This window comes from Streptomyces sp. NPDC046909 (genome assembly GCF_040644695.1).
In the GTDB taxonomy this organism is placed as follows: Bacteria; Actinomycetota; Actinomycetes; order Streptomycetales; family Streptomycetaceae; genus Streptomyces.
In genome coordinates this window covers 267,575-294,023 of sequence record NZ_JBEYXC010000010.1, presented here as the reverse complement: position 1 = coordinate 294,023, position 26,449 = coordinate 267,575, and the positions used below count along the sequence as shown (strand labels likewise).

Annotated in this window: 24 protein-coding genes and 1 riboswitch; of the genes, 10 read left to right on the top strand and 14 right to left on the bottom strand. The window is 71.5% G+C overall.

The window, feature by feature from the left end; all coding sequences use genetic code 11:
* Positions 1-103 precede the first annotated feature (103 nt).
* A complete protein-coding gene (locus ABZ928_RS31855) occupies positions 104-835 on the top strand; it encodes a hypothetical protein (protein ID WP_361526498.1) in 732 nt (243 codons plus the stop codon).
* Positions 836-873: 38 nt separating this feature from the next.
* Here the strand turns inward: ABZ928_RS31855 and ABZ928_RS31850 are convergent, their stop codons facing one another.
* On the bottom strand, positions 874-2,325 hold the full coding sequence (locus ABZ928_RS31850; RefSeq protein WP_361526495.1) for a glycine hydroxymethyltransferase: 1,452 nt from the start codon (positions 2,323-2,325) through the stop codon (positions 874-876).
* Positions 2,326-2,367: 42 nt separating this feature from the next.
* Positions 2,368-2,457: riboswitch (ZMP/ZTP riboswitch) on the bottom strand.
* Between the two features lie 92 nt (positions 2,458-2,549).
* Here ABZ928_RS31850 and rocD point away from each other — a divergent pair.
* On the top strand, positions 2,550-3,755 hold the full coding sequence (rocD, locus tag ABZ928_RS31845; RefSeq protein WP_361526492.1) for an ornithine--oxo-acid transaminase: 1,206 nt from the start codon (positions 2,550-2,552) through the stop codon (positions 3,753-3,755).
* 37 nt (positions 3,756-3,792) lie between these two features.
* On the opposite strand, the gene ABZ928_RS31840 is transcribed toward rocD, so the two are convergent.
* Together ABZ928_RS31840 and ABZ928_RS31835 are read right to left on the bottom strand one after the other, a co-directional pair.
* On the bottom strand, positions 3,793-4,977 hold the full coding sequence (locus ABZ928_RS31840; protein ID WP_361526489.1) for a glutathionylspermidine synthase family protein: 1,185 nt from the start codon (positions 4,975-4,977) through the stop codon (positions 3,793-3,795).
* Between the two features lie 37 nt (positions 4,978-5,014).
* Complete coding sequence (locus ABZ928_RS31835; protein WP_361526486.1) at positions 5,015-5,374, bottom strand: hypothetical protein; 360 nt, start codon at positions 5,372-5,374, stop codon at positions 5,015-5,017.
* 139 nt (positions 5,375-5,513) lie between these two features.
* On the opposite strand from ABZ928_RS31835, the gene ABZ928_RS31830 reads away from it, so the two are divergent.
* Entirely contained in the window at positions 5,514-6,350 is an 837-nt protein-coding gene (locus ABZ928_RS31830) for a hypothetical protein (protein ID WP_361526716.1), read from the top strand.
* Between the two features lie 56 nt (positions 6,351-6,406).
* Here ABZ928_RS31830 and ABZ928_RS31825 read toward each other — a convergent pair whose 3' ends face one another.
* On the bottom strand, positions 6,407-7,792 hold the full coding sequence (locus ABZ928_RS31825; RefSeq protein WP_361526484.1) for a PLP-dependent aminotransferase family protein: 1,386 nt from the start codon (positions 7,790-7,792) through the stop codon (positions 6,407-6,409).
* A 47-nt stretch (positions 7,793-7,839) separates the two neighbouring features.
* On the opposite strand from ABZ928_RS31825, the gene ABZ928_RS31820 reads away from it, so the two are divergent.
* Genes ABZ928_RS31820 through ABZ928_RS31810 form a run of 3 tightly spaced genes read left to right on the top strand, consistent with a single transcriptional unit; the run spans position 7,840 to position 9,508 of the window.
* A complete protein-coding gene (locus ABZ928_RS31820) occupies positions 7,840-8,349 on the top strand; it encodes a carboxymuconolactone decarboxylase family protein (RefSeq protein ID WP_361526481.1) in 510 nt (169 codons plus the stop codon).
* Positions 8,346-8,795, top strand: coding sequence for a carboxymuconolactone decarboxylase family protein (locus tag ABZ928_RS31815; RefSeq protein WP_361526478.1), 450 nt, complete (start codon positions 8,346-8,348; stop codon positions 8,793-8,795). The genes ABZ928_RS31820 and ABZ928_RS31815 overlap by 4 nt, the downstream gene beginning before the upstream one ends.
* Positions 8,792-9,508, top strand: a complete 717-nt coding sequence (locus ABZ928_RS31810; protein ID WP_361526476.1) for an isocitrate lyase/phosphoenolpyruvate mutase family protein — start codon at positions 8,792-8,794, stop codon at positions 9,506-9,508. Before ABZ928_RS31815 ends, ABZ928_RS31810 begins: the two co-directional genes overlap by 4 nt.
* 11 nt (positions 9,509-9,519) lie before the next feature.
* On the opposite strand, the gene ABZ928_RS31805 is transcribed toward ABZ928_RS31810, so the two are convergent.
* The 5 genes from ABZ928_RS31805 to ABZ928_RS31785 form a co-directional block, all read right to left on the bottom strand.
* Positions 9,520-10,476: an ABC transporter substrate-binding protein gene (locus tag ABZ928_RS31805; protein WP_361526714.1), complete on the bottom strand. Its 957-nt coding sequence runs from the start codon at positions 10,474-10,476 to the stop codon at positions 9,520-9,522.
* Between the two features lie 22 nt (positions 10,477-10,498).
* Positions 10,499-12,475 carry an ABC transporter permease subunit gene (locus ABZ928_RS31800; RefSeq protein ID WP_361526473.1) on the bottom strand — a complete coding sequence of 659 codons (1,977 nt, stop codon included), beginning with the start codon at positions 12,473-12,475 and terminating at the stop codon, positions 10,499-10,501.
* Positions 12,475-13,557, bottom strand: a complete 1,083-nt coding sequence (locus tag ABZ928_RS31795) for a glycine betaine/L-proline ABC transporter ATP-binding protein (protein WP_361526470.1) — start codon at positions 13,555-13,557, stop codon at positions 12,475-12,477. The genes ABZ928_RS31800 and ABZ928_RS31795 overlap by 1 nt, the downstream gene beginning before the upstream one ends.
* A complete protein-coding gene (locus tag ABZ928_RS31790; protein WP_361526468.1) occupies positions 13,557-15,098 on the bottom strand; it encodes a GMC oxidoreductase in 1,542 nt (513 codons plus the stop codon). The genes ABZ928_RS31795 and ABZ928_RS31790 overlap by 1 nt, the downstream gene beginning before the upstream one ends.
* Before the next feature lie 72 nt (positions 15,099-15,170).
* Entirely contained in the window at positions 15,171-16,700 is a 1,530-nt protein-coding gene (locus ABZ928_RS31785; protein WP_361526465.1) for an aldehyde dehydrogenase family protein, read from the bottom strand.
* A gap of 187 nt (positions 16,701-16,887) precedes the next feature.
* On the opposite strand from ABZ928_RS31785, the gene ABZ928_RS31780 reads away from it, so the two are divergent.
* Complete coding sequence (locus tag ABZ928_RS31780) at positions 16,888-17,637, top strand: hypothetical protein (protein ID WP_361526462.1); 750 nt, start codon at positions 16,888-16,890, stop codon at positions 17,635-17,637.
* On the opposite strand, the gene ABZ928_RS31775 is transcribed toward ABZ928_RS31780, so the two are convergent.
* The gene (locus tag ABZ928_RS31775) at positions 17,623-18,219 is read right to left on the bottom strand and encodes a DinB family protein (protein ID WP_361526459.1); all 597 of its coding nucleotides are present in this window, start codon (positions 18,217-18,219) and stop codon (positions 17,623-17,625) included. The two genes, ABZ928_RS31780 and ABZ928_RS31775, sit on opposite strands and share 15 nt — an antisense overlap.
* Before the next feature lie 67 nt (positions 18,220-18,286).
* Between ABZ928_RS31775 and ABZ928_RS31770 the strand changes: the two genes are divergently transcribed.
* Together ABZ928_RS31770 and ABZ928_RS31765 are read left to right on the top strand one after the other, a co-directional pair.
* The gene (locus ABZ928_RS31770) at positions 18,287-19,270 is read left to right on the top strand and encodes a WYL domain-containing protein (RefSeq protein WP_361526457.1); all 984 of its coding nucleotides are present in this window, start codon (positions 18,287-18,289) and stop codon (positions 19,268-19,270) included.
* A gap of 11 nt (positions 19,271-19,281) precedes the next feature.
* A complete protein-coding gene (locus ABZ928_RS31765) occupies positions 19,282-20,259 on the top strand; it encodes a helix-turn-helix domain-containing GNAT family N-acetyltransferase (RefSeq protein WP_361526454.1) in 978 nt (325 codons plus the stop codon).
* Here ABZ928_RS31765 and ABZ928_RS31760 read toward each other — a convergent pair.
* Positions 20,188-21,168 (bottom strand): LysR family transcriptional regulator, encoded by a 981-nt coding sequence (locus ABZ928_RS31760; RefSeq protein ID WP_361526451.1) that lies wholly within the window; start codon positions 21,166-21,168, stop codon positions 20,188-20,190. The two genes, ABZ928_RS31765 and ABZ928_RS31760, sit on opposite strands and share 72 nt — an antisense overlap.
* Positions 21,169-21,264: 96 nt before the next feature.
* Here ABZ928_RS31760 and ABZ928_RS31755 point away from each other — a divergent pair, with 96 nt between their 5' ends.
* Positions 21,265-22,671, top strand: coding sequence for an MFS transporter (locus ABZ928_RS31755; RefSeq protein WP_361526448.1), 1,407 nt, complete (start codon positions 21,265-21,267; stop codon positions 22,669-22,671).
* Positions 22,672-22,692: 21 nt separating this feature from the next.
* Here ABZ928_RS31755 and ABZ928_RS31750 read toward each other — a convergent pair whose 3' ends face one another.
* The 3 genes from ABZ928_RS31750 to ABZ928_RS31740 all read right to left on the bottom strand — a co-directional run bounded on the left by ABZ928_RS31750 (position 22,693) and on the right by ABZ928_RS31740 (position 26,308).
* Positions 22,693-23,625 (bottom strand): hypothetical protein, encoded by a 933-nt coding sequence (locus ABZ928_RS31750; RefSeq protein ID WP_361526445.1) that lies wholly within the window; start codon positions 23,623-23,625, stop codon positions 22,693-22,695.
* A gap of 137 nt (positions 23,626-23,762) precedes the next feature.
* The gene (locus ABZ928_RS31745; protein ID WP_361526443.1) at positions 23,763-24,752 is read right to left on the bottom strand and encodes a malate dehydrogenase; all 990 of its coding nucleotides are present in this window, start codon (positions 24,750-24,752) and stop codon (positions 23,763-23,765) included.
* A gap of 380 nt (positions 24,753-25,132) precedes the next feature.
* Positions 25,133-26,308 carry a DUF2690 domain-containing protein gene (locus ABZ928_RS31740; protein WP_361526441.1) on the bottom strand — a complete coding sequence of 392 codons (1,176 nt, stop codon included), beginning with the start codon at positions 26,306-26,308 and terminating at the stop codon, positions 25,133-25,135.
* Positions 26,309-26,449: the final 141 nt, after the last annotated feature.

Here is a 26,449-nt window from a genome sequence, read left to right as displayed (position 1 = left end):
CCGGCGGGTCGAGCGGTGTACCAGAAGTGACAGACGGCTCGCGGGGGTGCTGACGGGCCGTACGGCATCGGCAAGTTGGGGGCTCAGGATGCGCAGGTGTGCGGTGGATCGGAGGGACGGCTGTCGTCGACTGGCGGCGCTGACAGGGGTGTTGGGGGCCGCGGTCGGGCTCACTCTGGCGGGCGCCGGGTCCGCGTCGGCCGGTGGTCCGACCAGCGTGCTGATCGTGTCGCCGGAGAGCTCGGAGACGGCGTCGCTGTACTACTCGGACCGGCAGTACGGCGCGTTGGAGCGGCTGCTCGGGGACACGGCCATGGGCACGGCGGTCAAACCGCCCGAGGCCGACCTGGTCACCGGCCCGCAGATCAACGTGACATGGATGCTGCACGATGTGTCGCCGTGGCGGGTCGACAGGGTCTACCCGGGCGTGGGCTCCCAGGACGTCTGGATCCATACGGCGGCGAACCTGGACGCGACGACGAACGGCACCTGGCATCGCGCCGGCCGACCCACCGTGCTCCGCAACCTCCTCAAGGACCTCGGCGTGATGGGCAAGGCGTCCGGGGACGGGAACGCCGTGGAGTATCCACCGCCCTGGGACATGGACGCCGACAGCACGGGCACCGGGGCGCCGGAGTCGGCACCCGCGACCGCTCCGGCCCCGGCCCGGCGGGCAGAGTCGGCGGACGGCGCGGACTGGGGGTGGGCGGCGCCTGGTCTCGCCGTCGGGGTGGCGGCCGGTGTCGGCGGGACGGTGCTGATACGCCGCGCGGCGGGCCGGCTGGAGGCCGGACCGCCGCGGGAGGAACCACGTCAGGAACTCATTGATCTATGAGAGTCGCTGATCTTTGACAACTCAACAGAGGGCGTGTGTCAGCCCAGGTCGATCTCCGGGTACAGCGGGAAGCCGGCCACGAGGTCGGTCGCGCGGTGGGAGATCTCTTCGGCGACCTTGGGGTCGAGGACGTGGGCGGCCTTGGAGGGGGCGCCGGACTTGGTGGTGCCGGGCTCCGTGGTGGTGAGGACGCGGTCGATGAGCGCGGCGACCTCGTCCATCTCGGCGGTGCCCAGGCCACGGGTGGTCAGGGCCGGGGTGCCGATGCGGATGCCGGAGGTGTACCAGGCGCCGTTGGGGTCGGCCGGGATCGCGTTGCGGTTGGTGACGATGCCGGAGTCGAGGAGGGCGGCCTCGGCCTGACGGCCGGTGAGGCCGTAGGAGGAGGCGACGTCGATCAGGTTGAGGTGGTTGTCGGTGCCGCCGGTGACGAGGGTCGCGCCGCGCCGCATCAGGCCCTCGGCGAGGGCGCGGGAGTTGTCGACGATGCGCTGGGCGTAGTCCTGGAAGGCGGGCTGCCGGGCCTCGGCGAGGGCGACGGCCTTGGCTGCCATGACGTGCGGGAGCGGGCCGCCGAGGACCATCGGGCAGCCGCGGTCGACCTGGTCCTTGAGGGAGTCGTCGCACAGGACCATGCCGCCGCGCGGGCCGCGCAGCGACTTGTGGGTGGTGGTGGTGACGATCTGGGCGTGCGGGACCGGGTCGAAGTCACCGGTCAGCACCTTGCCCGCGACCAGACCGGCGAAGTGCGCCATGTCCACCATCAGGGTCGCGCCGACCTCGTCGGCGATCTCGCGCATGAGGCGGAAGTTCACCAGCCGGGGGTAGGCGGAGTAGCCGGCGACGATGATGAGCGGCTTGAACTCACGGGCGGAGACCCGCAGCGCCTCGTAGTCGATGAGGCCGGTGGCCGGGTCGGTGCCGTAGGAGCGCTGGTCGAACATCTTGCCGGAGATGTTCGGGCGGAAGCCGTGGGTGAGGTGGCCGCCGGCGTCCAGGGACATGCCGAGCATGCGCTGGTTGCCGAAGGCCTGGCGGAGCTCGGCCCAGTCGGCGTCGGTGAGGTCGTTGACCTGACGGGCGCCGGTCTTCTCCAGGAAGGGGACCTCGACGCGGGCGGCGAGGACCGACCAGAAGGCGACGAGGTTGGCGTCGATGCCGGAGTGCGGCTGGACGTAGGCGTGGCGGGCGCCGAAGAGCTCCTTGGCGTGCTCGGCGGCGAGCGACTCGACGGTGTCGACGTTGCGACAGCCGGCGTAGAAGCGGCGGCCGATGGTGCCTTCGGCGTACTTGTCGCTGAACCAGTTGCCCATCGCGAGGAGGGTGGCCGGGGAGGCGTAGTTCTCGGAGGCGATCAGCTTGAGCATCTCGCGCTGGTCGTGGACCTCCTGGCCGATGGCGTTGGCGACGCGCGGCTCGACGGCGCGGATCACGTCGAGGGCGGCACGGAAGGCGGTGGACTCGGTGGAAAGGGGCTGCTGGTCCGACATGTGCGGCCTCCGGATGGCGTGGCGGGTTGCGGTCACGATTCACGGTTCGGCCCAGGCGCACGGCACTCGGTCACTCACAGGCCGCTCCCCGATGGTCCGTCCCATCCCAGCGCGCCAGTCACGGCCCGCCGGTCAGCCTACCGGGCGCGCCGGACGGGAAAGGTCCTGCGTCCACCATGCGAGCGACGATAGGAAGGAGGCCACCTCACCCCTGGGAGGATCCCGTGAACGCCACGGAGAGACTCATCGGCTCGGTCGATGCCCACAGTGCGCACACCTACCATCCGCTGCCCGTGGTCGTGGCCACGGCGGACGGGGCCTGGATGACGGATGTCGAGGGCCGTCGGTATCTGGATCTCCTGGCGGGCTATTCGGCGCTCAATTTCGGGCATCGCAACCGACGGCTCGTCGAGGCGGCCAAGGCGCAGCTGGAGCGGGTGACGCTGACGAGCCGGGCCTTCCATCACGACCGGTTCGCGGCGTTCTGCGAGGAGCTCGCGGAGCTGTGCGGGATGGAGATGGTGCTGCCGATGAACACCGGCGCGGAGGCGGTGGAAACGGCGGTGAAGACCGCCCGGAAGTGGGGGTACCGGGTCAAGGGCGTGCCGGCGGAGATGGCGAAGATCGTGGTGGCGGGCAACAACTTCCACGGCCGTACGACGACCTTGATCAGCTTCTCCACGGATCCGGAGGCGCGGGCGGACTACGGCCCCTACACACCCGGCTTCCAGATCGTGCCGTACGGAGATCTCACGGCGATGCGCGCGGCGGTCACGGAGAACACGGTCGCGGTGCTGCTGGAGCCGATCCAGGGCGAGGCAGGGGTGCTGGTGCCGCCGGCGGGTTATCTGCCGGCGGTCCGGGAGCTGACGCGCGAGCGGAACGTCCTGTTCGTGGCGGACGAGGTCCAGTCGGGTCTCGGCCGGACGGGCCGTACCTTCGCCTGCGAGCACGAGGGCGTGGTGCCCGACATGTACGTCCTGGGCAAGGCGCTCGGCGGCGGGGTCGTCCCGGTGTCGGCGGTGGTGTCGAGCGCGGCGGTCCTGGGAGTCTTCCGCCCCGGCGAACACGGCTCCACCTTCGGCGGCAATCCCCTGGCCTGCGCGGTGGCCCTCGAAGTGATCGCGATGCTCCGCACCGGCGAGTACCAGGCCCGGGCCGCCGAGCTCGGAGACCACCTCCACCGCGAACTGTCCCTGCTGACCGACACCGGCCGCGTCACGGCGGTCCGGGGCCGCGGCCTCTGGGCGGGCCTGGACATCGCCCCCGCCTATGGCACCGGCCGCGAGATCTCCGAGAAACTCATGGACCGCGGCGTCCTGGTCAAGGACACCCACGGCGCGACCATCCGGCTCGCACCGCCGCTGGTGATCTCCAAGGAGGACTTGGACTGGGGGCTGGCCCAGTTGCGAGGGGTGCTCGGCGTCTAGCCGTTCATGATCGCCGCCGCGCGTCAGAGGATCACATTCAGAGGATCACATGGGGCAGGAAGCGGGCGTACTCGTCCGTGATCAGGCCGGAGGATTCTCGGATGCCGAGGCCCGCGGACTCGTTCTCGACGACCCAGGCGCCGAGGACGACGTGGTTGCCGTCGAAGTCGGGGAGGGGGGACAGCTGCTGGTAGCAGCAGGGCTCTTCGGGGGTGGGCGGGGCGGTGTTCGGGGCGTGGAGGGTGACGCCGGCGCCCTCGCGGCCGAGGAGGGGCTTGGCGACGTAGCCGGTCGTGGTCGCCAGTTCGCGGGGGCCGTCGAGGTAGGCGGGGAGGAGGTTGGGGTGGTTCGGGTGGAGCTCCCAGAGGATGGCCAGGAGGGCCTTGTTGCTGAGGAGCATCTTCCAGGCGGGTTCGATCCACAGGGTGCTGCCGGTGCCGCCGCCGTTGTCGAGGGTGTCGAGGACGTGGTCGGCGAAGCGGTCGGTGGTGAGCCATTCCCAAGGGTAGAGCTTGAAGCAGCTGCGGATGAAGCGGAGTTGCTTGTCGACGAAGCGGCCCGACAGGCCTTCCCAGCCGATCTCCTCCATGGAGATCCAGGCGGTGTCCAGGCCCGCCTGTTCGGCGGTCTCCTGGAGGTAGGCGACGGTCATGAGGTCCTCGCCGAGTTCGTCGGCCGAGGAGTACGCGAAGTACAGGGGGCTGCCGGGCGGGAGCAGGGCGGCCTGGTTCTTCCAGGCGGCGACCAGGCGCTCGTGGAGGGAGTTCCACTGGTCGGCGCCGGGGAAGCGCTCCTCCATCCAGAACCACTGGGGGGAGGCGGCCTCGACCAGGGAGGTGGGGGTGTCGGCGTTGTACTCCAGGAGCTTGGCGGGGCCGGTGCCGTCGTAGCGCAGGTCGAAGCGGCCGTAGACGGAGGGGAGTTCGGCGCGGCGGTGCCAGGCCTCGGCGACGGCCTTCGCGATGCGCGGGTCGGTGATGCCGAGGTCGGCGAAGCGGTCGGTCGTGACGATGTGGTCCGCCGCGCGCAGACACATGCGGTGGAGTTCCTCGACGACCTCCTCCAGGGCCTCGACCTCGTCGAGGGAGAAGACGTAGTAGGCGCTCTCGTCCCAGTAGGGGCGCAGTGAGTCGTCGGGATAGCGGGTGAGGGGGTAGACGAGCCCCTGCTCCTCGACGGTCTGCTGCCAGCCGGGGCGGGGCTCGATGGTGCGGCGTTCCATGCTTCTGGTCCTTCGGTGCCTACGGTCCTGCGTTCGCTCAGCCGCCGCCGCTGCCCGAGCTGGAGCAGCCGAAGCCGCCGCGGTCCACGGCCTCGCTCTTGCTGAAGGTGCCGTAGTCGGCGCGGCCGCCGCTGACGTCGGAGTCGTAGTACCAGGCGGCGTCGGCGCTCGTGCCGGTCTTCTTCTTGCCGCTCTTGCCGTACGAGGACGTGGAACCAGAGGAGCTGGAGCTGCAGTTCTTGTCGGCGACGACCTTGTAGCCCTCGTAGGTGTAGCTGTCGCGGTCAACGCAGCGTCGGTCGGGGTCGGAGCTGCAGGATGTCAGCGCTGCCGCGACGACTCCCATGCCACCGAGTACGACGGTGCTCGAACGCAGCCGTCGCTTGGTTTCCGCCATTGCCTGTCTCCCCGTTGTCCGTTGCCGTGTCGTTCGTCGTGCGGTTGTCCGGCGGTCAGCCTAGAGATCGGTAATAAGCGCCGTGCAGGCACCCCGCCCGTCTGCACGACTCCCCTACAGTCGCTTTGTGCTCTTTGGGATGCTGTGTGCGCTTGGTGCGGCGGTCTGTTTCGGTACGGCGACGGTGTTGCAGGCGGTTGCCGCGCGGGCGGCGGGCACGGCCGACGGCTCCGGCGGGGAGGCGGCGCTGCTGTTGCGGGCGGTGCGGCAGTGGCGGTATCTGGCGGGCCTGGCGCTGGACGGGCTGGGGTTCCTGTTGCAGGTCGCGGCGTTGCGGTCGGTTCCGATCTACGCGGTCGGGGCGGCGTTGGCGGCGAGCCTGGCCGTGACGGCCGTGGTGGCGGCGCGGCTGCTCCGGGTGCGGTTGAGCGGGGCGGAGTGGGGCGCGGTGGGGGTGGTGTGTGCCGGGCTCGCGATGTTGGGGGTGGCTTCGGGGACGGAGGGTGAGCGGAGCGGGCCGGGGGCGCTGAAGTACGTGATGCTCGCCGTCGCCGTCGGCGTGCTGCTGCTCGGCCTCACCGGAGGGCGGCTGCCGGAACGGGGGCGGGCGCTGCTGCTGGGGCTAGGGGCCGGGTTCGGGTTCGGGGTCGTCGAGGTGGCGGTACGGCTGATCGACTCCCTCGCGCCGTCGGATCTGCTCGCCAACCCGGCGTCGTACGCCCTGCTGCTCGGCGGGGCGGCCGCGTTCCTGTGTCTGACGTCGGCGCTGCAGCGGGGGTCGGTGACGACGGCCACCGCGGCGATGGTGATCGGGGAGACGGTCGGGCCCGCGCTGGTGGGGGTGGTGTGGCTCGGGGACCGTACGCGGGAGGGGTGGGGGTGGCTCGCGGTCGTGGGGTTCCTCGTGGCGGTGGCGGGGGCCTTGGGGCTGGCGCGGTTCGGGGAGGCGCCGGCGGAGGAGTCAGTGGGGGTGTGACGGCGGGGTCTTGGGTGCCGTCGGCTGGTTTCGCCCCCGCCACCCCTGCCCGTCCGCTACGGCATCACCCGGCACAACGCCTCCAACGCCCCCGTCCACCCCCGGTCCGACGGGGTGCCGTATCCCACCACCGCCGCGTCCAGGTGTTCGGTCACCGCCTGGGGGTGGCGGAAGTAGGAGAGGCCGTGGAAGGCGACGCCCTGCCAGGAGGCGGACTGGGTTACGGACTGTTCGGTGTCGGGTGGGAGGCGGAGGACGGCGTGGAGGCCGGCGGCGATGCCGGTGACGTGGACGTCGGGGGCGTGGTGGGCCAGGGCGGTGACGAGGGCGTCTCGGCGGCGGCGGTAGCGGAGGCGGGAGGCACGGACGTGGCGGTCGTAGGCGCCGGAGGTGATGAACTCGGCGAGGGTCAGTTGGTCCAGGACTCCGCAGGTGTCCACTTTCCCCTTGGCCTCGGCTGCCTCGTCCGCCACGCCTGGTGGGAGGACCGCCCAGGCCAGGCGGAGGCCGGGGGCGAGGGACTTGCTGGCGGTGCCGAGGTAGACGACGCGGTCGGGGTCGAGGCCCTGGAGGGCGCCGACGGGCTGGCGGTCGTAGCGGAACTCGCCGTCGTAGTCGTCCTCCAGGACCAGGCCTCCGGTGCGGCGGGCCCAGTCGACGACCGCGGTGCGCCGGTCGCGGTGGAGGGGGACGCCCATCGGGAACTGGTGGGCGGGGGTGAGCAGGACGGCTCCCTGGTCCGTCAGCTCCGTCGGGTCGGTGCCTCGTTCGTCGAAGGGGAGCGGGGCAGCGTGGAGGCCGGCCGCGGTGAGTTGGTTCCAGTGGACGTCGAGGCCGTACGACTCCACGGCGACGGAGCGGGCGCCGCGGGCCCGGAGGACGGTGCCGAGGAGGCGGAGGGCGTGGGCGCAGCCCGCGGTGATGAGGATGCGGTCGGGGTCGGTGCGGACGCCGCGGGCTCGGGCGAGGTAGCCGGCGAGGGCGGTGCGGAGTTCGACGCGGCCTCGGGGGTCGCCGTAGCCGAGGGCGTGGTGCGGGGCGGCGAGGAGGGCGCGGCGGGTGGCCTTGAGCCACTCGGTGCGCGGGAAGGCGGTGAGGTCGGGGTGGCCGGGGCGGAAGTCGTGGGCGGGGCCGTGCTGTTCCCGGCGGCCGGGGCCGGTGCCGGAGGGCAGGACCACGGCGCGGTCGGCGACCCGGGTGCCGGAGCCCTGTTTCGCGGTGAGCCAGCCCTCGGCGACGAGGTCGGCGTAGGCGTCGGCGACGGTGTTGCGGGCGAGGCCGAGGTCGACGGCGAGGGTGCGGGAGGAGGGCAGCCGGGTGCCGGGGGCGAGGCGGCCGGTGCGGACGGCTTCGCGCAGGGCGTCGGTCAGTCCCCGGCGCAGGCCGGGGCCGGTGGGTTCGAGGTGCAGGTCGACGCCCAGAGTGGCCCAGGATTTCGGCATGGGAATGGACCATACCGGTGGGCAGCCTCACTCGTAGTGTCGACAGCATGACCATGAACAACGACGGCACCACCTCGACCGTGGAGTACGCCCCTGAGCACCTCCCCCGGCTGAACTGGGCCGAGCAGGCCCCCGAGGTCTTCAAGGCGATGGTCCGGCTGGACGCGGCCGCGCGGAAGGGCCTCGATCCGAAGCTCCTTGAGCTGGTGAAGGTCCGGGCCTCGCAGATCAACCACTGCGCGCTCTGCGTCGACATGCACAGCAAGGAGGCACTCGCGGCGGGCGAGAGCGTCGAGCGGATCGTCCAGCTGAGCGCGTGGGAGGAGTCGGAGCACTTCTACACGGAGCAGGAGCTCGCGGCGCTGGCGCTGACGGAGGCGGTGACCGTGCTGACGGACGGGTTCGTGCCGGACGCGGTGTACGAGCGGGCCGCCAAGCACTTCGAGGAGGCGGAGCTGGCGCAGCTGATCGCGGCGATCACCGTCATCAACGCGTGGAACCGGTTCGGGGTGAGCTGTCGGCTCGTGCCCGGGCACTACCGGCCGGGGAACAAGTGACGGGGCGTACGCGGCTGCTGGACCGGGCGGTCGGGCAGGCCATGTCCGCGCTGAGTGCCGCCGCGAAGAGGGGGCTCGGGGACCCCGCGCTGGCCGAGCTGGTCGTGATCCGGGCCTCGCAGCTCAACCACTGTGCCTTCTGCCTCGACATGCATCTGCGGATCGCCCGCGAACACGGGGTGAGCGAGCGGCAGTTGGATCTGCTGGCGGCGTGGGAGGAGGCCGGGGACGGCGTCTACGACGAGCGGGAGCGGGCCGCGCTCGCGCTCACGGAGGCGGTGACCGTCGTGACGGACCGGTTCGTGCCGGACACCGTGTACGAGCGGGCCGCCAAGCACTTCGACGAGGGGCAGCTCGCCCATCTCATAGGCCTGGTCGTCGCCATCAACAACTGGAACCGGGTGATGGTGAGCCGTCGTATCCCGCCGGGAGGCTACACACCATGAGCAAGGTCGAGATCTTCCACAAGCTGCACCGACGCCCCGCGCCGGACGACCCGCTCGTCCTGCCGGGCCCCTGGGACGCGTCCAGTGCGCGTGTCCTCGCCGACGCCGGGTACCGGGCGCTCGCCACGCCCAGCGCGGGGATCGCCGCCTCGCTCGGATACGAGGACGGGTCGACGCCGGCGGACGAGATGTTCGCGGCGGTGGCGCGGATCGCCCGGGCGGTGGACATTCCGGTGTCCGCGGATGTCGAGGGCGGCTATGGGCTGGCTCCGAAGGAGCTGGTGGAGCGGCTGCTGGAGGCGGGTGCCGTGGGCTGCAACCTTGAGGACTCCGACGGGGGTGTCCTCAAGGACCCGCACCAGCACGCCGAGTGGCTCGCCGAGGTGCGGTACGCGGCCGGGGACGAGCTGTTCGTCAACGCCCGGATCGACACCTTCGTGCGCGGGGTCACCGATCCCGAACAGGCCATCGAGCGGGCCGCGTTGTACACCGCGGCGGGCGCCGACTGTGTGTATCCGATCGGCGCCCCGGTGACCGTACTGCCGTTGCTGCGGTCCGGGATCCACGGCCCGCTCAACATGTTCGCGCTGATCGGCGGGGAGCTGTCCCCCGCCGATCTCGGGGAACGGGGCGCCACCCGGATCACGTTCGGGCCGGGCCTCCAGCGTCGGTCGGCGGCGATCCTGGCGGAGCTGGTGGAGGAGATGCGGTGAGGTGACGGGGCTCAGGGCAGCCAGGTGCGCCATGTGGCCTCGTGGCTGTCCACCCACTTCTTCGCCGCTTCCTCCGGGGTCAGTTTCTGGTCGGCGATCATCAGGGAGACCTCGTTCTGGTCCTCGGTCGTCCACTTGAACTTCTTCAGGAAGGCGGCCGCCGTGCCGCCGGAGCGGGCGAAGTCGGCGTTGAGGTACTTCTGCAACGGGGTATGCGGGTAGGCGCAGGCCACCTTCTCGGGGTCGGTGTCGCAGCCGTCCTTGTAGGCGGGGAGTTTCACCTCGGTCATGGGGACCTTCTCGAACAGCCACTGGGGTGAGTACCAGTAGGTGAGGAAGGGCTTCTTCTCCTTGGCGAACTGCCTGATCTGGGTGATCTGGGCGGCCTCCGAGCCGGCGAACACCACCTGGTAGTCCAGGTTGAGGTTGTTCACCAGCGCCTTGTCGTTGGTGACGTAGGAGGGCGAGCCGTCCATCAGCTGGCCCTTGGAGCCGCTCTCCGCGGTGCGCATCCGGTCGGCGTACTTGTCGAGGTTCTTCCAGTCGGTGACGTCCGGGTGCTCCTTGGCGAAGTACGTGGGGACGTACCAGCCGATGTGGCCGGTGACGCCGAGGCCGCCGCCGTTCACGATGGTCTTCTTGTCCTGGACGTAGCGCTGTTCCTGCTCGGGGTGGCCCCAGTCCTCCAGGATGGCGTCGACGCGGCCCTGGCTGAGGGCGTCCCAGGCGGGGACCTCGTCGACCTGCACGGTGTCGACGCGATAGCCGAGTTCGTGCTCCAGCAGGTACTGCGCGACGGCCACGTTGGCCTGTGCGCCGACCCAGGACTGGACGGACAGGGTCACGGTCCTGGCGCCCTGCGCGTTGGCGAAGGGCGAGGCCTGCCGGGTCATGTCGGCGGCACCGCAACCGGTCAGCAACAGCAGGGAAGCGGCACCGGCCACTACGGCGGTCGTACGGATACGCATGTCACGCTCTCTTCTGCGCATGTCACGCTCCCTTCTTCGTACGGCGTTCCGTCGGCTGGGTCACCCGGTCGAGCATCAGGCCGAGGCAGACGATCGCGGCGCCGGCCACCAGGCCGGTCGCGAGGTCGCCCTGGGCGAGGCCGAACACGGCGTCATAGCCGAGGGCTCCGCCGCCGACGAGGCCGCCGATGATGACGACGGCGAGGACCAGGACCACGCCCTGGTTGACGGCGAGCAGCAACGCCGGGCGGGCGAGCGGGAGTTGGACCTGGCGGATCTGCTGCCAGGCGGTCGCGCCGAGCGAGTTCGAGGACTCCAGCGCGGCCGGGTCGACCTGGCGCAGTCCCTGGGTGGTGATGCGGACGACGGCGGGGAGCGCGTAGACGACGGCCGCGGCGACCGCGGGGGCGCGGCCGACGCCGAACAGGGCGACCACCGGGATCAGGTAGACGAACTGGGGCATCGTCTGGAAGACGTCCAGGACGGGGCGCAGCAGCCGTTCGAAGCGGTCGCTGCGGGCCGCCGCGATGCCGGTCGCGAGGCCGATGAGGAGCGTGACGGCGACGGCCGCGAGCACCTGGGAGAGGGTGTCCAGGGCGGGGCCCCAGACGCCCAGCACGCCGATCGTGGCCATGGCGAGGACCGCGGTGAGCGCGGTGCGCCAGGTGCCGATCAGCCAGGCCAGGGCCGCGACCACGAGCAGCACGGACCACCAGGGCAGCCATTGCAGGCCGTCGCGGACGGGGTTGAGGACCCAGGTGGTGAAGTGGGCGGCCCAGTCGGCGGTGCCGCCGATGACGGGGACACCGGAGTAGAGATGGTCGGTCATCCAGTCGACGGCACGGTTGACGGGCTCGGCGACCTGCACGACCCAGGCGTCGGGCCAGTCGAGGCGGCCCATGAGACGTCCGGCGAGGGCGATGGCGAGGGTGCCGACGACGGCGTACGCCCATCCGGTGCGGGGTGTTGCCGACGTACCGCCGCCGCCCGCGGCACCGGTGCGGAGGGCTTCGGCCCGACCGCTGCCAGCCGCGCCCGTCACCCGGTCCAGTACGACGGCCAGCAGCACGATCGGGATGCCGGCGGCCAGCGCCGCGCCCACGTCGACGGACGCGAGCGCCTGGTAGACGCGGTCGCCGAGGCCGCCCGCGCCGATGACCGAGGCGATGACGGCCATGGACAGGGCCATCATGATCGTCTGGTTGAGGCCGAGGAGGAGTTCCTTGCGGGCCAGCGGGATGCGGGCGGTCAGCAGGCGCTGCCGTCCGTTGGCGCCGAGGGACTCGACGGCCTCCAGGACCTCCTTGTCGGCGCCGCGCAGGCCGAGGGCGGTGAGGCGGGCCATGGGCGGGGCGGCGTAGACGACGGTGGCGAGGACGGCGGCGGGGACGCCGAGGCCGAAGACCATGACCACGGGGAGGAGGTACGCGTACGCCGGGAGCACCTGCATGGTGTCCAGGACGGGGCGCAGGGCGCGGTCGAGGCGGTCGGACAGGCCCGCGGCGAGGCCCAGCACGGCGCCCACGGCCACCGATGCCAGGACGGCGACCACCATCAGGGCCAGCGTCTGCATCGTCGGCACCCACATGCCGAGCAGACCGCAGGTGAGGAACGCGGCGGCGGTGCCCAGGGCGAGCCTGACCCCGGCGACGCGCCAGGCGACGAGGGCGCCGAGGGCTGTCACTCCGGCCCAGCCCGCGGCGAGAAGGACCAGATAGACGGCTCGTACGGAGAGGACGACCGCGTTGCTGATATGGCCGAAGAAGTAGAGGAACAGGGGGTGGCTGTCCCGGTTGTCGACGATCCAGTCGCTGGCCCTGGTGAGGGGGTCGGTGAGGTCGACGGTGAGCGCGGTGGGCCAAGTGCCGTCGGCCCAGCGGGCGTTCGCGAGGGGGACGAGGACAGCGGCGGCCGCGGCAAGCAGGAGGAGCTTGTGCACGGCGCGGTGTTTGAGGACGGCGGGGAGGGCGCGGGGGGCGGGAGCGGTGACGGTTGCCATCAGACGGCCTCCTTGGCGATCCCGGCCACCACCCCGAGCAGCGCGTCCGAGTCCACCACCCCGACACAGCGCCCCTGTTCGACGACGCGCGCCGGAGCCCCCGCCCGCGCCACCGCCTCGATCGCCTCCGAGACCGTCGCGCCCGGCGCCACCGCAGGCCCGTTCCCGGCCTCCGCCTCCGCCTCCGACGCGGGACGCATCGCCGTGCGCACCGTCAGGACCTGCTCGCGCGGGACGTCACGGACGAACTCCCGGACGTAGTCGTCGGCGGGCGAGCCCACGATCTCCTCCGGGGTGCCCAGCTGGACCACGCGGCCGTCGCGCATGAGGGCGATGCGGTCACCCAGTTTCAGGGCCTCGCTCAGGTCATGGGTGATGAAGACCATCGTGCGGCCCTCCTCGCGGTGCAGCCGGACGACCTCCTCCTGCATGTCCCTGCGGATGAGGGGGTCGAGGGCGCTGAAGGGTTCGTCGAAGAGCAGCACCTCGGGGTCCACCGCCAAGGCCCGTGCCAGGCCCACGCGTTGCCGCTGGCCGCCCGACAGCTGGCTCGGCCTGCGCTGTTCCATGCCGTCCAGGCCGACCTTCGCGACGACCTCGGCGGCCCGCTCCCGGCGCTCCGCCTTGCCCACGCCCTGGATCTCCAGGCCGTACGCCACGTTGTCGAGGACCGTGCGGTGCGGGAGGAGGCCGAAGTGCTGGAAGACCATCGCGGCGCGGTGGCGGCGGAGTTCGCGGAGGCGGGACTTGTCCATGGCGCGGACGTCCTCCCCGTCGATGGCGATCGTGCCGGCCGTCGGTTCGATGAGCCGGGTCAGACATCGGACGAGGGTGGACTTGCCGGAGCCGGACAGGCCCATCACGACGAAGACCTCGCCCTTGCGGACGTCGAAGGAGACGTCCCGGACGGCGGCCGTGCAGCCGGTGCGGGCGCGGAGTTCGGGGGCCGGCAGCCGGGCGAGCTCCGGATCGGCCGGAATCCTGTCCGCCTTGGGGCCGAACACCTTCCACAGGCCGTCCACGGAGAAGACCGCGTTCCCCGCGCTTTCCATGCTCTCCTTGCTCTCCATCGCGGTACTCATCACGCACCACCTCCGATCAGGTCCACGGCCCGTTCACCGACCATCAGCACTCCGATCATCGGGTTCACGGCGGTCATCGTCGGGAAGACGGACGCGTCGGCGACACGGATGCCGTCGAGGCCGCGGATCCGCAACTCCGGGTCGACCACGGCGAGTTCGTCGTCGACGGCGCCCATACGGCAGGTGCCCGCCGGGTGGTACACGGTGTGCGCGACCTTGCGGGCGTACTCGCTCAGTTCCTCGTCGCCGACGACCTCAGGGCCCGGGCAGACCTCGCGCTTCAGCCAGCCCGCGAGCGGTTCGGTCTTCGCTATCTCGCGGGCGATACGGATGCCGTCGACCAGGGTGCGGGCGTCGTAGTCGTCCTCGTCGGTGAAGTAGCGGAAGTCGAGGGCGGGCTTCTCCGCCGGGTCCGCGCTCTTCAGGTAGAGGCGTCCGCGGCTCTTCGGCTTGGGGATGTTCGGGGTCATCGAGACGCCGTGCGCGGGGCGTTCGTAGCCGAGGCGCTCCGGGTTGTCCGTGAAGGGGACCTGGTAGAAGTGGAACATCAGGTCCGGGCCCGGGTGTTCGGGGTCGCGGCGGACGAACAGGCCCGCGTCGGAGTCCATCGCGGAGTTCTCCGGGATCGGTCCGTGGGTCTCCCAGACGATCACCGACTCCGGGTGGTCGAGGAGGTTCTCGCCGACGCCGGGCAGGTCGTGGACGACCGGGATGCCGAGGGCTTCGAGGTCCGCGCGCGGGCCGATGCCGGAGTGCAGGAGCAGACGCGGGGAGTCGACGGCGCCCGCGCACAGCACGACCTCGCGACGAGCCCGTACGGTGAACTCCTCGCCGTCGGCGGCACGCACCTGCACGCCTCGCGCGCGGGTGCCGTCCAGGTCCAGCCGGTACGCCCAAGTCTCCAGCAGGATGGTCAGGTTGGGGCGTTCGTCCATGACCGGGTGCAGATACGCCACCGACGCCGAGGACCGTTTGTTGTTCTCGGGGTGGTAGGCGAGGTCGAAGAAGCCGGCGCCGTCGTTGAAGGGCTTGCGGTTGAAGCCCTCGACGCGCGGGACGCCCGTCGCCTCCCGCGCCGCTTCGACGAAGGCGCGGGCGATGGCGTTCCGGTCCTTCTCGTCGACGGGGACGATGTTGTTGAGGAGCCGCGCGTAGTACGCCTCCATGGGGACCGCGCCCCAGCCCTTGGCGCCGTTCGCCTCCCACTCGTCGAAGTCGGAGGGCAGCGGCTTGAAGGCGATCAGCGTGTTGTGGGAGGAGCAGCCGCCGAGGACGCGGGCGCGGCTGTGCCGGATGTGGGAGTTGCCGCGGGGCTGCTCCACCGTCGGGTAGTCGTAGTCGAGTTCGCCGCCGAGGAGGCCCATCCAGCGGCGCAGGGTCAGGACGTCGTCGCGGCCGACGTCGCTGGGGCCGCCCTCGATGACGGCGACGGTGGTGTCGGGGTTCTCGGTGAGGCGGGCGGCTATGACGGATCCTGCGGTGCCGCCGCCGATGACGACGTAGTCGTACTCGTGATCGTGGTCGTGGTCGTGCCTGTGCATGGGGGGTACTCCTGAGGGGTGGTGCGTGCGAGGGGTGCTCAGCCGCGCGGGTGCTCAGTCGGCGAGGTGCGCTCAGCCGGCGAACCAGCGGACGGGCCGGGGCGCGAGGTTCTGGTAGATGTGCTTGGTCTCGCGGTACTCGGCGAGTCCGGCGGGGCCCAGTTCGCGGCCGGTGCCGCTCTTGCCGAAGCCGCCCCACTCCGCCTGCGGGAGGTAGGGGTGGAAGTCGTTGATCCAGACGGTGCCGTGACGCAGGCGGCCCGCGACGCGGCGGGCGCGGCCGGCGTCGGTGGTCCAGACGCCGCCCGCGAGGCCGTACTCGGTGTCGTTGGCGAGCGCGACGGCCTCGTCCTCGGTGCGGAAGGTCTCGACGGTGAGGACCGGGCCGAAGACCTCCTCGCGGACGACCTTCATCTCGCGGTGGCAGGCGTCGAGGACGGTCGGCGCGTAGAAGAAGCCCTCGTTGAGCCCCTCCGGGCGCTTCCCCCCGGTCCGCAGCACCGCCCCCTCCGCCAGCGCCGAGGCGACGTACGCCTCCACCTTCGCGCGCTGCTGCTCGGAGACGAGCGGGCCGCACTCGACGCCGTCGTCGGTGCCGCGGCCGAGGCGGATGCGGCTTGCCCGGTCGGCGAGTTCGGCGACGAAGCGCTCGCTGACCGACTCCTCGATGATGAGGCGGGCACCCGCGGAGCAGACCTGCCCGCTGTGGATGAAGGCGGCGTTGAGGGCCTGGTCGACGGCGGTGTCGAAGCCCTCGTCCGTGGCGCAGGCGTCGGCGAAGACCACGTTGGGGTTCTTGCCGCCGAGTTCGAGGGCGACCTTCTTGACCGAAGGGGCCGCGGCCCGCGCGACCTTGGTGCCGCTGACCAGGCCGCCGGTGAAGGAGACGAGATCGACGTCGGGGTGCTCGGCGAGCCGCGCGCCGACCGAACCGCCCGGCCCGGTCACGATGTTGGCGACACCGGCCGGGAGACCCGCTTCCACCAGCAGCTCGATCAGGGCGATCGTCGTCAGCGGGGTGATCTCGCTCGGCTTGACGACGAAGGTGTTGCCGGCCGCGAGCGCCGGGGCGATCTTCCAACTGGCCTGGAGCAGCGGGTAGTTCCAGGGTGTGATCAGCGCGCAGACACCGACGGGCTCGTGTACGACGACGCTGTGGACCTCGGGCGAGCCCGCGTCGACGACCCGGCCGGGGGCCTCGGCGGCGACGAGGCCGGCGAAGTAGCGGAAGGCGTCGGCGACACAGTCGATGTCGACGCGGCCCTCTTCGAGGGTCTTGCCCGCGTCCCGGCTCTCCAGCAGGCCGAGCCGTTCGCGGTCGCGCATCAGGGAATCGGCGACACGGTAGAGCAGCGCGGCACGCTCGGAGACGGGGGTGCGCGGCCAGTCGCCGTGGTCGAAGGCCTCCCGCGCGGCGGCGACCGCGAGGTCGGTGTCCCGCTCGTCGCCCTCGGCGACGACGGCGAAGGGCCGCGCGTCCGCGGGGTCGAGGATGTCACGGGTCGCGCCGGAGCGGGCCGCGTGCCACTCGCCGCCCGCGTGGATCGTGTGCTGCGCCTGCCGCTGCGAGCGCCGCGCATGCCTCTCGTGCTGTCCGGCCATGATCGGTGTTGCCTTCCGTTCCTGTTCGGTGCCCCTGAGTCACAGACGTCTCACTCACGGGGACCGTCACCGCCTGCCCGGACCCCCTCATTGCATGCGCAATCGATGCCCGAAAGTGTGCGGCGTCACTGAACATGCGGACAAAGAGGGGCGAATCGTACGCTGAGGAGTGGTGCGGAGGTGGCACATGACAGGGAAAGCACTGATCTGCGCGACAGCGGTACTTCTGCTCTCACCGGTCCTCGTCGCCGCGGACGACGGCGACGACCTGAGCGCACGGCAACTCGCCGACCAGGCGAAGGACAATCTCCTCGACGCCGGGTCCGTCCATCTGAGGCTGACGGACCGCAGTACGAGCACGACGGCCAGCAGAACCCAGCCGACCTCGATGGACCTCGCCCTCGACCAGGACGGCAACTGCGTGGGCTCGATGAAGATGGGCGCGGGCGGCGGCAGCGTCGAGATCGTCAAACAGGGCGACGAGGTGTGGATGAAACCGGACCGCACCTTCTGGAAGGCTCAGGTGCCCGGCAGCCAGGGCGACGCGGTCGCCGAGCTCTTCAAGAACCGCTACATCCACGGCTCCACGAACGACGCCATGCTCAAGGGCATGGCCGACACCTGCGATCTGACCTCCTTCCAGAAGGAGGTCGAGGGCGACGGCTCCGACGACGCCAACGCGCTCACGAAGGGCGACGAGACCACGGTCGACGGCACGAAGGTGATTCCGCTGACGGGCACGGAGGACGGCAACAGGACGGTCCTGTACGTCACTTCGGACTCGCCGCACCGGCTGGTGAAGGCGATCCAGCGGGGCGACGGCACCGACATGACACTGACCTTCACGGACTACGACAAGCCGGTGCCGACCGCGACACCCTCGGCGGACGAGTCGGTGGACGTGGGGAAGCTTCAGGAAGAACTACAGAGCACCTGACCACGCCTGGAAGTCGGCCGGCGGGTCCTCCCCCACCCGCCCGTCGACCGCCTCCCGGATCAGGTCCGCCTGCCCGACATGGCGGGCGTACTCCTCGATGAGGTCCGCCAGGATCCGCCGCAGGCTCGGCGACTCCCCGCGCGGCGAGGTGTAGGCGACGGGCCGGTCGACGCCACCGTCGGCGAGGAACTCCCGGATGTTCGCCCGCGATCGCGCCACCGCCGCCTGCCACAGCGCGTACAGCTCCTCGGGGCTGTCGGAGGCGGCCGAGCGCCACTCCCAGCCCGGCTCGGCGTCCCAGTCGACGGTGTTCCAGGGCGCGCCCGGGTCCTTCCCGAGCAGTCGCAGGGTGAAGTAGTCGGCCTCGACCAGCGCCAGATGCTTGAGCAGCCCGCCCAGCGTGATCGTGGAGGCCCCGACCCTGGTGTTCAGCCCGGCCGCGTCCAGCCCCTCGGACTTCCAGGCGAACGTCCTGCGCTGCCGTTCCAGGGAGCCGATCAGGGTGTCGACCTCGCTGCCCGCGACGGGCGGCTCCAGAAGGATGCTCTCGCCGATGCCGCCCTCACTCATGTCCTCACTCATGCCGATCACGCTACGGTCCATTCCGGACGATCCACGACCGGAATCCGAGCGATGAGCGATGACGACGATGAAACCCGATGAGAGCCCCACCGCCCGCACCCTCCTCGCCCTGGAACACCTCCACAACACCCCCGGCATCACAGCCGACCGCCTCGCCACCCGCCTCGGCGTCTCCGAACGCGCCGCCCGCCGCTATGTCGCCGTCCTCCGCGAGGCCGGTATCCCCATCGACTCCACACGCGGCCCGTACGGCGGCTACCGCGTCGGCCGCGGCGCCCGCGTACCCCCGCTGATGTTCACCTCGGAGGAGGCGCTGGCCCTGGTGATGGCCGTACTGGACGGCCATCACGACGCCGCGGACCCGACCACCCCCGTGGGCGGCGCGCTCGGCAAGATCGTGCGCGTACTGCCCGAACCGGTCGCCCACCCGGCGGAGGCGGTACGCCGGATCAGCACCCGGGGCCCCGACGCCACCGCCCCCGACGCCACCGCCCCCGACCCCGCCACCACCGCGACCCTGGTCCAGGCCGCGACCGCCCACCACCAGGTCCGCCTCGACTACGACCTCGGCGCCAAGGGCGTACGCACCATGGAGGTCGACCCGTGGGCGGTCGTCGTCCGCCACGGCCGCTGGTACCTGCTGTGCCGGTCGCACTACGCCGACGCCCGCCGGATCCTGCGCGTCGACCGGATCGCGGGTGTCACGGTCCTCGAAGCGGACTTCACACCCCCCGAGCACCTCGACCCACTGGAAACCCTGGAGGAACACCTCGCCGAGGGCTGGTCGAACGAGATCGAGGTCATCGTCGAGGCTCCGGCCGACCAGGTGGCCGCCTGGCTCCCCCGCAGCCTGGGCCGCCCCGAGCCACGGGACGCCCGGACCACCCGCCTGCTCGCCACGACCGACGAACCGGAGTGGTACGCCCGACAGCTCACGGAGCTCCCCGTCCCGTTCCGGATCGTAAAACCGCGCGAGCTGCGAGAGGCGGCGCAGAAGATCGGCCGCCGCCTGATGAACGCATCCCTGGACCCCACCGCAACCTTTGACTAAAGTCAAAGAACATGGAGCCTGCCCACACAGACCCAGCGCACACGAACCCCGTGCCGACGGACCAGGTCGCGGCCCTCCGCCGTTTCAACCGCTACTTCACCCGCCGCATCGGCGCACTCGACGACCACTACCTCGGCCAGGACCGCCCCCTCGGCGAGGCCCGGCTGCTCTTCGAGATCGGCGACGGGGTGTCCCTGCGCGAGCTGAGGAGCCGGCTCGCGCTGGACGCCGGGTATCTGAGCCGGATGGCGAAGACGCTGGAGGCCCAGGGGATGGTCCGGATCAGCGTGCACCCGCACGACAACCGGCTGCGCACGGTCGAGCTGACCCCGGCAGGGCGCACCGAGGTCAAGGAGCAGAACCGCCGCGCCGACGCCCTCGCCGCGGGTCTCCTCTCCGGCCTCACCGATACCCAACGCACCGACCTGACCGCCGCGTTGGCCACCACCCGCCGCCTGCTGCGCCTCGCGGCCATCACGGTCACCCTCGTCGACGGCCACGCCCCGGACGCCCGCGCCTGCCTCGACGCCTACGCCGCCGACATCGAGGCCCGCTTCCCGGAGGGCTTCGACAAGTCCGACCTCGTCCGCCCCGAGGAGGTCTCCGGTGACGCCGGCGCGTTCTTCGTCGCGTACGAGGAGGGCCGGCCGGTGGGCTGCGGGGCGCTGCGCCGCCTGTCCTCGGGCGTCGGGGAGATCCGCCACGTCTGGGTCCACCCGGAGGCCCGCCGCCTGGGCCTGGCCCGACGCATCCTCGCGGAACTCGAACAGGCCGCCATGGAACGGCAGTTGACCACCGTACGACTCGACACCCACGCCACACTCACCGAGGCGCAGGCGATGTACCGGGCATGCGGCTACCAGGAGATCCCGGCGTACGACGACCACGTCTACGCCAGCCACTGGTTCGAGAAACGGCTACGTCGAGGCGCCCCCACCGCCCCCGCCACCCCCACCGCTCCCGCCACCCCCACCGCTCCCTCCCCCTGACCACTCCGCCAGTACGCCCCGCACCGCCTCCCGCAACCACGCATGCGCCGGATCCGCGTCATGCCGCGGATGCCACGCCAACCCCAGCCGCAGCGGCGGCAGTTCAAGCAGTACGTCGAACACGGCCAGCCCCAGACTGTCCGCCAACGGCACGCTCCAGGAGCTGATCAGCCCGGCGAGATCGGTGTCCCGGATGACGAACAGCGAGGCCGGGAAGGTCCCCACACTCCCCACCACCCGCCGCCGCAGCCCCAGTTCGGCGAGCCGCTCGTCGATCGGCCCATGCAGCTTGCCCCGCCGCGACACAATGAGGTGATCGACCTCCGAGGCGTACCGCTCCGGCGTCAACTCCCCTTCCAGCAACGGGTGTCCGGCCCGCACGACCCCCAGCATCCGGTCCTCGTACAGGGACTCCACATGCACCTCGGGCGCCGAGGTGTCGACGACCCCCACCTCCAGATCGGCGGTTCCCTGCCGCAGGAAGGGCGCGTCGATATGGGTCTCCGCGAGGAACCGCACCCTGATGCCGGGCGCCTCCTCGGCGGCGCGGGCGAACAGGGCGGGACCGCAGGCGGCGGCGATGGCGTCATGCCCGATGATCGTCAACGTCCGTTCCACGGTCCGCAGATCCGCGTCCCGGCCCGGCGCGAACAGCACCCGCGCCCGCTCCACGACCGCGCTCACCTCTGCCCGTACGGCGAGCGCGTGCGGGGTCGGCACCATCCGCCGCCCGGCCCGCACCAGCACGGGATCACCGAGCGCCTTGCGGATCCGGCCGAGGGTGCGGGACATGGCGGGTTCGGAGAGATGGAGGCGGCGGGCGGCGCCTCCGACGCTCTGCTCCTCCAGCAGCACATCCAGGGCGACCAGCAGATTCAGGTCCAGGTTCGCGGATTGCGTCACACGCATCGACCCCTTGCAAAGCTTGCACTGGAGTGCAGGACAGCATCGACCCTACGGTGACAGGGCATCCCCCACCAACCCACCGAGCTCCCCGGAGGAGCCATGCCCTCGCCCGCCCCGAACCCGCCCGCCCTCAAACGCTCCACGCTCCTCGCCCTCTGCGCCTGCGTCCTCGTGGCCCAGAGCATGGTCGCCGCCATCAACCTCCTGATCCCCCAGCTGAGTTCATCCTCCCTGCACCCCTCCCACACCGAGATCCTGTGGACGGTCGACGCGTACGTCATCGTCTTCGCCTCCCTCCTCGTCCCGGCCGGCGCCCTCGGCGACCGATACGGCCGCAAGGGCGCCCTGCTCACCGGGCTGGCCCTGTTCGGGGCGGGCGCCGCCACCAGCGCCCTCGCCTCCGGCCCGGCGCTGCTGATCACGGGACGCGGTATCTCCGGCGCCGGAGCCGCGCTGATCACGCCCGCCACCCTGTCGATCCTGATGCGGCTCGCCGGCCCCGAACACCGCGCCCAGGCCATGGCGTCCTGGACCCTGGCGATCGGCCTGGGCGGCATGGCGGGCAACCTCGGCGGCGGTCTGGTCGGCCAGTTCCTGTCCTGGCGTGCCCTGTTCGCGCTCATGGTCCCGCTGGCGGCGCTGCTGGCCCTCGCCGTCGCGGTGACGACCCCCCGCACCGACCGCGCCCCCGACAACCACCCCGACCCCCTCGGCACCGCCCTCCTCACGGCGGGCCTGGTCGCGGTCCTGTTCGGCATCATCGAGGGCCCGGCGTACGGCTGGGGCTCCCCGCGCATCCTCGTGGCCTTCGCCGCGGGCGCCCTCCTGCTGGCGGCCTTCGTCGCCCACGCCCTCCGCTCCCGCACCCCGCTCCTCGACCCGCGCGTCTTCGCCGCGCCCCGGCTGCGCGCCACGACCCTCGGCCTGGCCACCGGCTTCTTCGGCCTGTTCGCCCTGTTCTACGTCAACTCGCAGTACCTGCAAGGCGTCAAGGGCTACGAGCCCGCCCGCACCGGTGTCGCGATCGTTCCGCTGATCGTCGGGATGGCGGTGATGCCGAAGCTGGCGGCCCGCTGGACGTCGTACCCCCGGCTCGTGATCGGTGGCGGGCTCGCGCTGATCGGACTCGGGCTGCTCGGCGCGTCCACGGTGGACGCGGGCACGCCCTACGCGGCGTACGCCTGCTGGCTGCTGGTCATCTCCGCCGGTACGGGGCTGAGCATGCCGGCGCTGACCCTCGGTGTGGTGACCTCGCTCCCGGCGGACCGGGCGGGCCTCGGCTCCGGACTCGGCACCTCGGCGCGGGAGATCGGCGCGGCCCTCGGGGTGGCCGTCACCGGCACGGCCCTCGGCTCGCACGACGGTTTCTCACAGGGCATGGGGCCCGCCCTGCGCATCGTCGCCCTGCTGGTGCTGGCCGCGACGGCGGCGGTGGTCGCCGGGTACGGCTCGGGGCGCTCCCGGGTGGCCGCCGGGTCTGCGCGGGTCAAGTCACCCGTCGGCTGACCGGACGAAGAGAGCGTGCCGTCAGAGGCAGAGCTGGTCGCGCAGGCAGAACGAGCTGAGCGCCTGGGTGAGCGGCTCGCGGATCTGCGCGAGGGACATGTCCTCGGGGCCGCTCGCTCGGATCGCGTAGTAGGTGTCCTCGGCCGCCTTGAAGCGATGGTCGATCACCTGGCGCGGGCCCTTGTCCTCGTCGTCGTAGCGGTAGGTGAGCTCGGACCAGGTGGCGCCCTCGTCGCGCTCCAGGGCCTGGTAGCCGTTGAGGTGGACAAGGCCGAAGTCGGGGCTGTTCTCGGCCTGGAAGAGGGAGTCCCGGTCGTCGTCCTCCGTCACCAGGAAGATGTGCAGCTGGCGGCCGTCGGCGGGGTCGTCGTAGAAGACCACGGGGGCCTTCACGCCCTGTTCCTGTCTGCGGGTCCAGTCCTCGGGCACGAAGAGCGTGTAGCCGACGGGGTCCTCGATGACGCGGTAGCCGGTGGCGGGGCTCGGCGGTGGCGAGTCGACGGGCGAGGGCGGCGGAGTGGTGGACTCCGGAGGGGTCTCGGGCGGTGTGGTCCCCGGCGTCCCCGATGTCTTCGGTGGCGCGGTCGTGACGACGACGCCCGGTCCCGGGGTGCCTCCGGCGCCCGTCACCCCCTCGCGGGTCACGAACCAGACACCCGCGCCGACGCCCGCGCCCAGCACGGCCATCGCGGTGAGGATCACCAGGAACCGGCGCGGGCCGGGAGACGGTGGTACGGGCGGCGCCGGCGGCACCGGAAACGGGGTGCTGTCCGTCCGCATCCGGTCCGGGACCCAGGGCGGCGGTGTGTGCGAGGTCTGTGTCTCCGCCGAGGCCCAGGGCGGTGAAGAGCCGCCCTGACCCTGCGCACCCCAGGCCGCCTGGCCCCTCTCCTCGCTCGGCTCGTGCTCGTCGGAACCGGAGCTGTGACCGTTCTGACCGTTCCATCCGCCCATCGCGAACCCCCCGAATCACCTTGGCGGGTAACGTTCTTGACGGTAGCGGTGAAAACGGGCGCGGGCCCCGCCCCGGAAGAAACCGGAACAGGGCCCGTGCAGGCTCGTGACAGAAGCCGCTTCCTACAGAGGCGGGCTCAGATGAGGCCGAGGGCGCGGACCGCCTCGCGCTCCTCCGCGAGCTCGGCGACGGAGGCGTCGATCCGGGCGCGGGAGAACTCGTTGATGTCCAGACCCTGGACGATCTCGTACTGGCCGTCCTTGGTGGTGACGGGGAACGAGGAGATCAGGCCCTCCGGGACGCCGTAGGAGCCGTCCGACGGGATGCCCATGGAGGTCCAGTCGCCCTCGGCGGTGCCGTTGACCCAGGTGTGGACGTGGTCGATGGCGGCGTTGGCGGCGGACGCGGCGGAGGACGCGCCACGGGCCTCGATGATCGCGGCGCCGCGCTTGGCGACGGTCGGGATGAAGGTGTCGGCGAGCCACTGCTCGTCGCCCACGACCTCGGCCGCGTTCTTGCCGGCGATCTCCGCGTGGAAGATGTCGGGGTACTGGGTGGCGGAGTGGTTGCCCCAGATGGTCAGGCGCTTGATGTCGGCGACCGTGGTGCCCGTCTTCTTCGCGAGCTGGGTCAGCGCGCGGTTGTGGTCGAGGCGGGTCATCGCGGTGAAGCGCTCGGCCGGCACGTCCGGGGCGGCGGCCTGGGCGATCAGGGCGTTGGTGTTGGCCGGGTTGCCGACGACGAGGACCTTGATGTCGTCCGCGGCGTTGTCGTTGATGGCCTTGCCCTGCGGCTTGAAGATGCCGCCGTTGGCCTCCAGGAGGTCACCGCGCTCCATGCCCTTGGTACGGGGGCGGGCGCCTACCAGGAGGGCTACGTTGGCGCCGTCGAAGGCGACGTTCGGGTCGTCCGAGATGTCGATGCCCTGGAGCAGCGGGAACGCGCAGTCGTCCAGTTCCATCGCGGTGCCCTCGGCGGCCTTGAGCGCCGGGGTGATCTCCAGGAGGCGGAGCTTGACCGGCACGTCCGCGCCGAGCAGCTGGCCGGAGGCGATGCGGAAGAGCAGGGCGTAACCGATCTGGCCGGCCGCGCCGGTGACGGTGACGTTCACGGGAGTGCGGGTCATGGCGTTCTCCGTAGGACAGCTGGCGGTGGGGCGTCACTGCCCCAGGGCTGGCGGACGTACAAATGATCGATCTCTTGCCCGCGGCGGAGCCGCATATCGGCAGGTAAGAGATCCACCGGTCAGGCTATCGCGCATCCGGGATCTCGGACCGCCGGGTCCCTGTGGCCCACCCCACAGATGCGGGAACGGGGCCGGAAAAAGAAGGGGGCGGCCGCCCGTCCGTCCGGGAGAGGGGGGACCGGGGCGGCCGCCGCAAGGGGAAACCGACATGGCCGGACTCCCGTGGGGGTACGGTTCGCGTGCCCACGATTCATCCGGCCATGCCTGTGATTCTGAAATTGTTTCTCAGCGGTCCGCGACCGCTCGGCCGTCTTCGGCGCCTACTTGGTGCAGCCCTTCTCCCCCGCCGCCAGCGTCGCGCAGGCCACGGCGTCGCCCGCGTCCTTCACCGCCACCATCGGCGTGTACGCGATGGTGTCGCCGGCCTCGGTGATCGAGCCGTTCTCCTTGGTCTTGCCGACGCTCACCACGACCTCGTCGCCCTGTGCGGCCTGGGTGATACGCCCCCATGCCGCGCCGCACGTCTTGCTGTAGCGGACCTCCAGGACCGTGGTGCCGACGGTCGCGGTGGCGGTGGTGGTCACCAGGTCTCCGCTGCATCCCATGGTCTCGGCGTCCTTGCCGGTGCAGGAGGCACCGCTGCACTGGACGCCGGGCGGGAGTTGGACGGAGGTGGTGGCGGTCGGGGAGGGCGAGGCGCCCCCGCCTTCGTTCTTCTTCTCGCCGCCGTCCGTCAGGAAGTACGCGGCGGCGACCACGACGAGCACTCCGATGACCCCGGCGAGGAACATCGTCAGCCGCCGCTTCCCGCCGGAACCACCGCCGGGGGTCGTGGCGGGCCGGGGCCCCTGCGGGGGTTCGCCGATCGGCCGGCCCTGGGGTTCGCCGTACGGCTGCCCCGGCACCGGCGACGGACGGGCGGCGCCGTTCTCCGGGGCGCGTCCGCCCGAGGAGGAGGGGCCGTTGTACCCGGCGACACCCCACGAGTTGCCGCCCTCGCGAGCCGTCTGCGGGGTGGCGTCCCGGACCTCGGGCGAGGCCGGCTGCGGCGGCACGGTCGGGGCCACGCCCGCGGGCCCGGCCACCCCCGGGGTCGCCGTCGCGCTGGTGCTCTTGCGGGCGGTCTTGCTGCCCTTGGCGTTGGCCGGAGGCGCCCCGAACTCCCCTAGCGCGGCGCGCGCCTGGGAGATCCGGATGGCCTCCATGGTCATGTCGTGGCGCATCTCGGAGCGGCTCCAGGCACGCTCGGCGAGTTCCCACATCGTCGTCAGGTGGATGGGATTGGTGCCGGTGACCTCGGCCAGTGCGACGATGGCGCCCTTGGGCGCGAGGAGTCTGCCGTTGAGATAACGCTCCCAGGACGTCTTGCTGTAGCCCGTGCGGTCGGCCACCGCCGCGATGCTCAGTCCGCTGCGGTCCACGAGCCGCCGCAGTTGGCTGGCGAACTCCCTGACCTGCGGATCCAGTTCATCCGGCAAGGCCCTCCAACGAGGCATTGCTTCCCCCCTCTTCCCCCCGGTTGGTGCTGGTCTGTTCCCCCGCGCATGTGCCCTCTGCCGAGTCCCCGTCTGGCTACCCAAAGGGATGCGCCCAGTAAGGATCTCAGTTCCCGGGGTGGGGGCGCACGGGTGCATCGG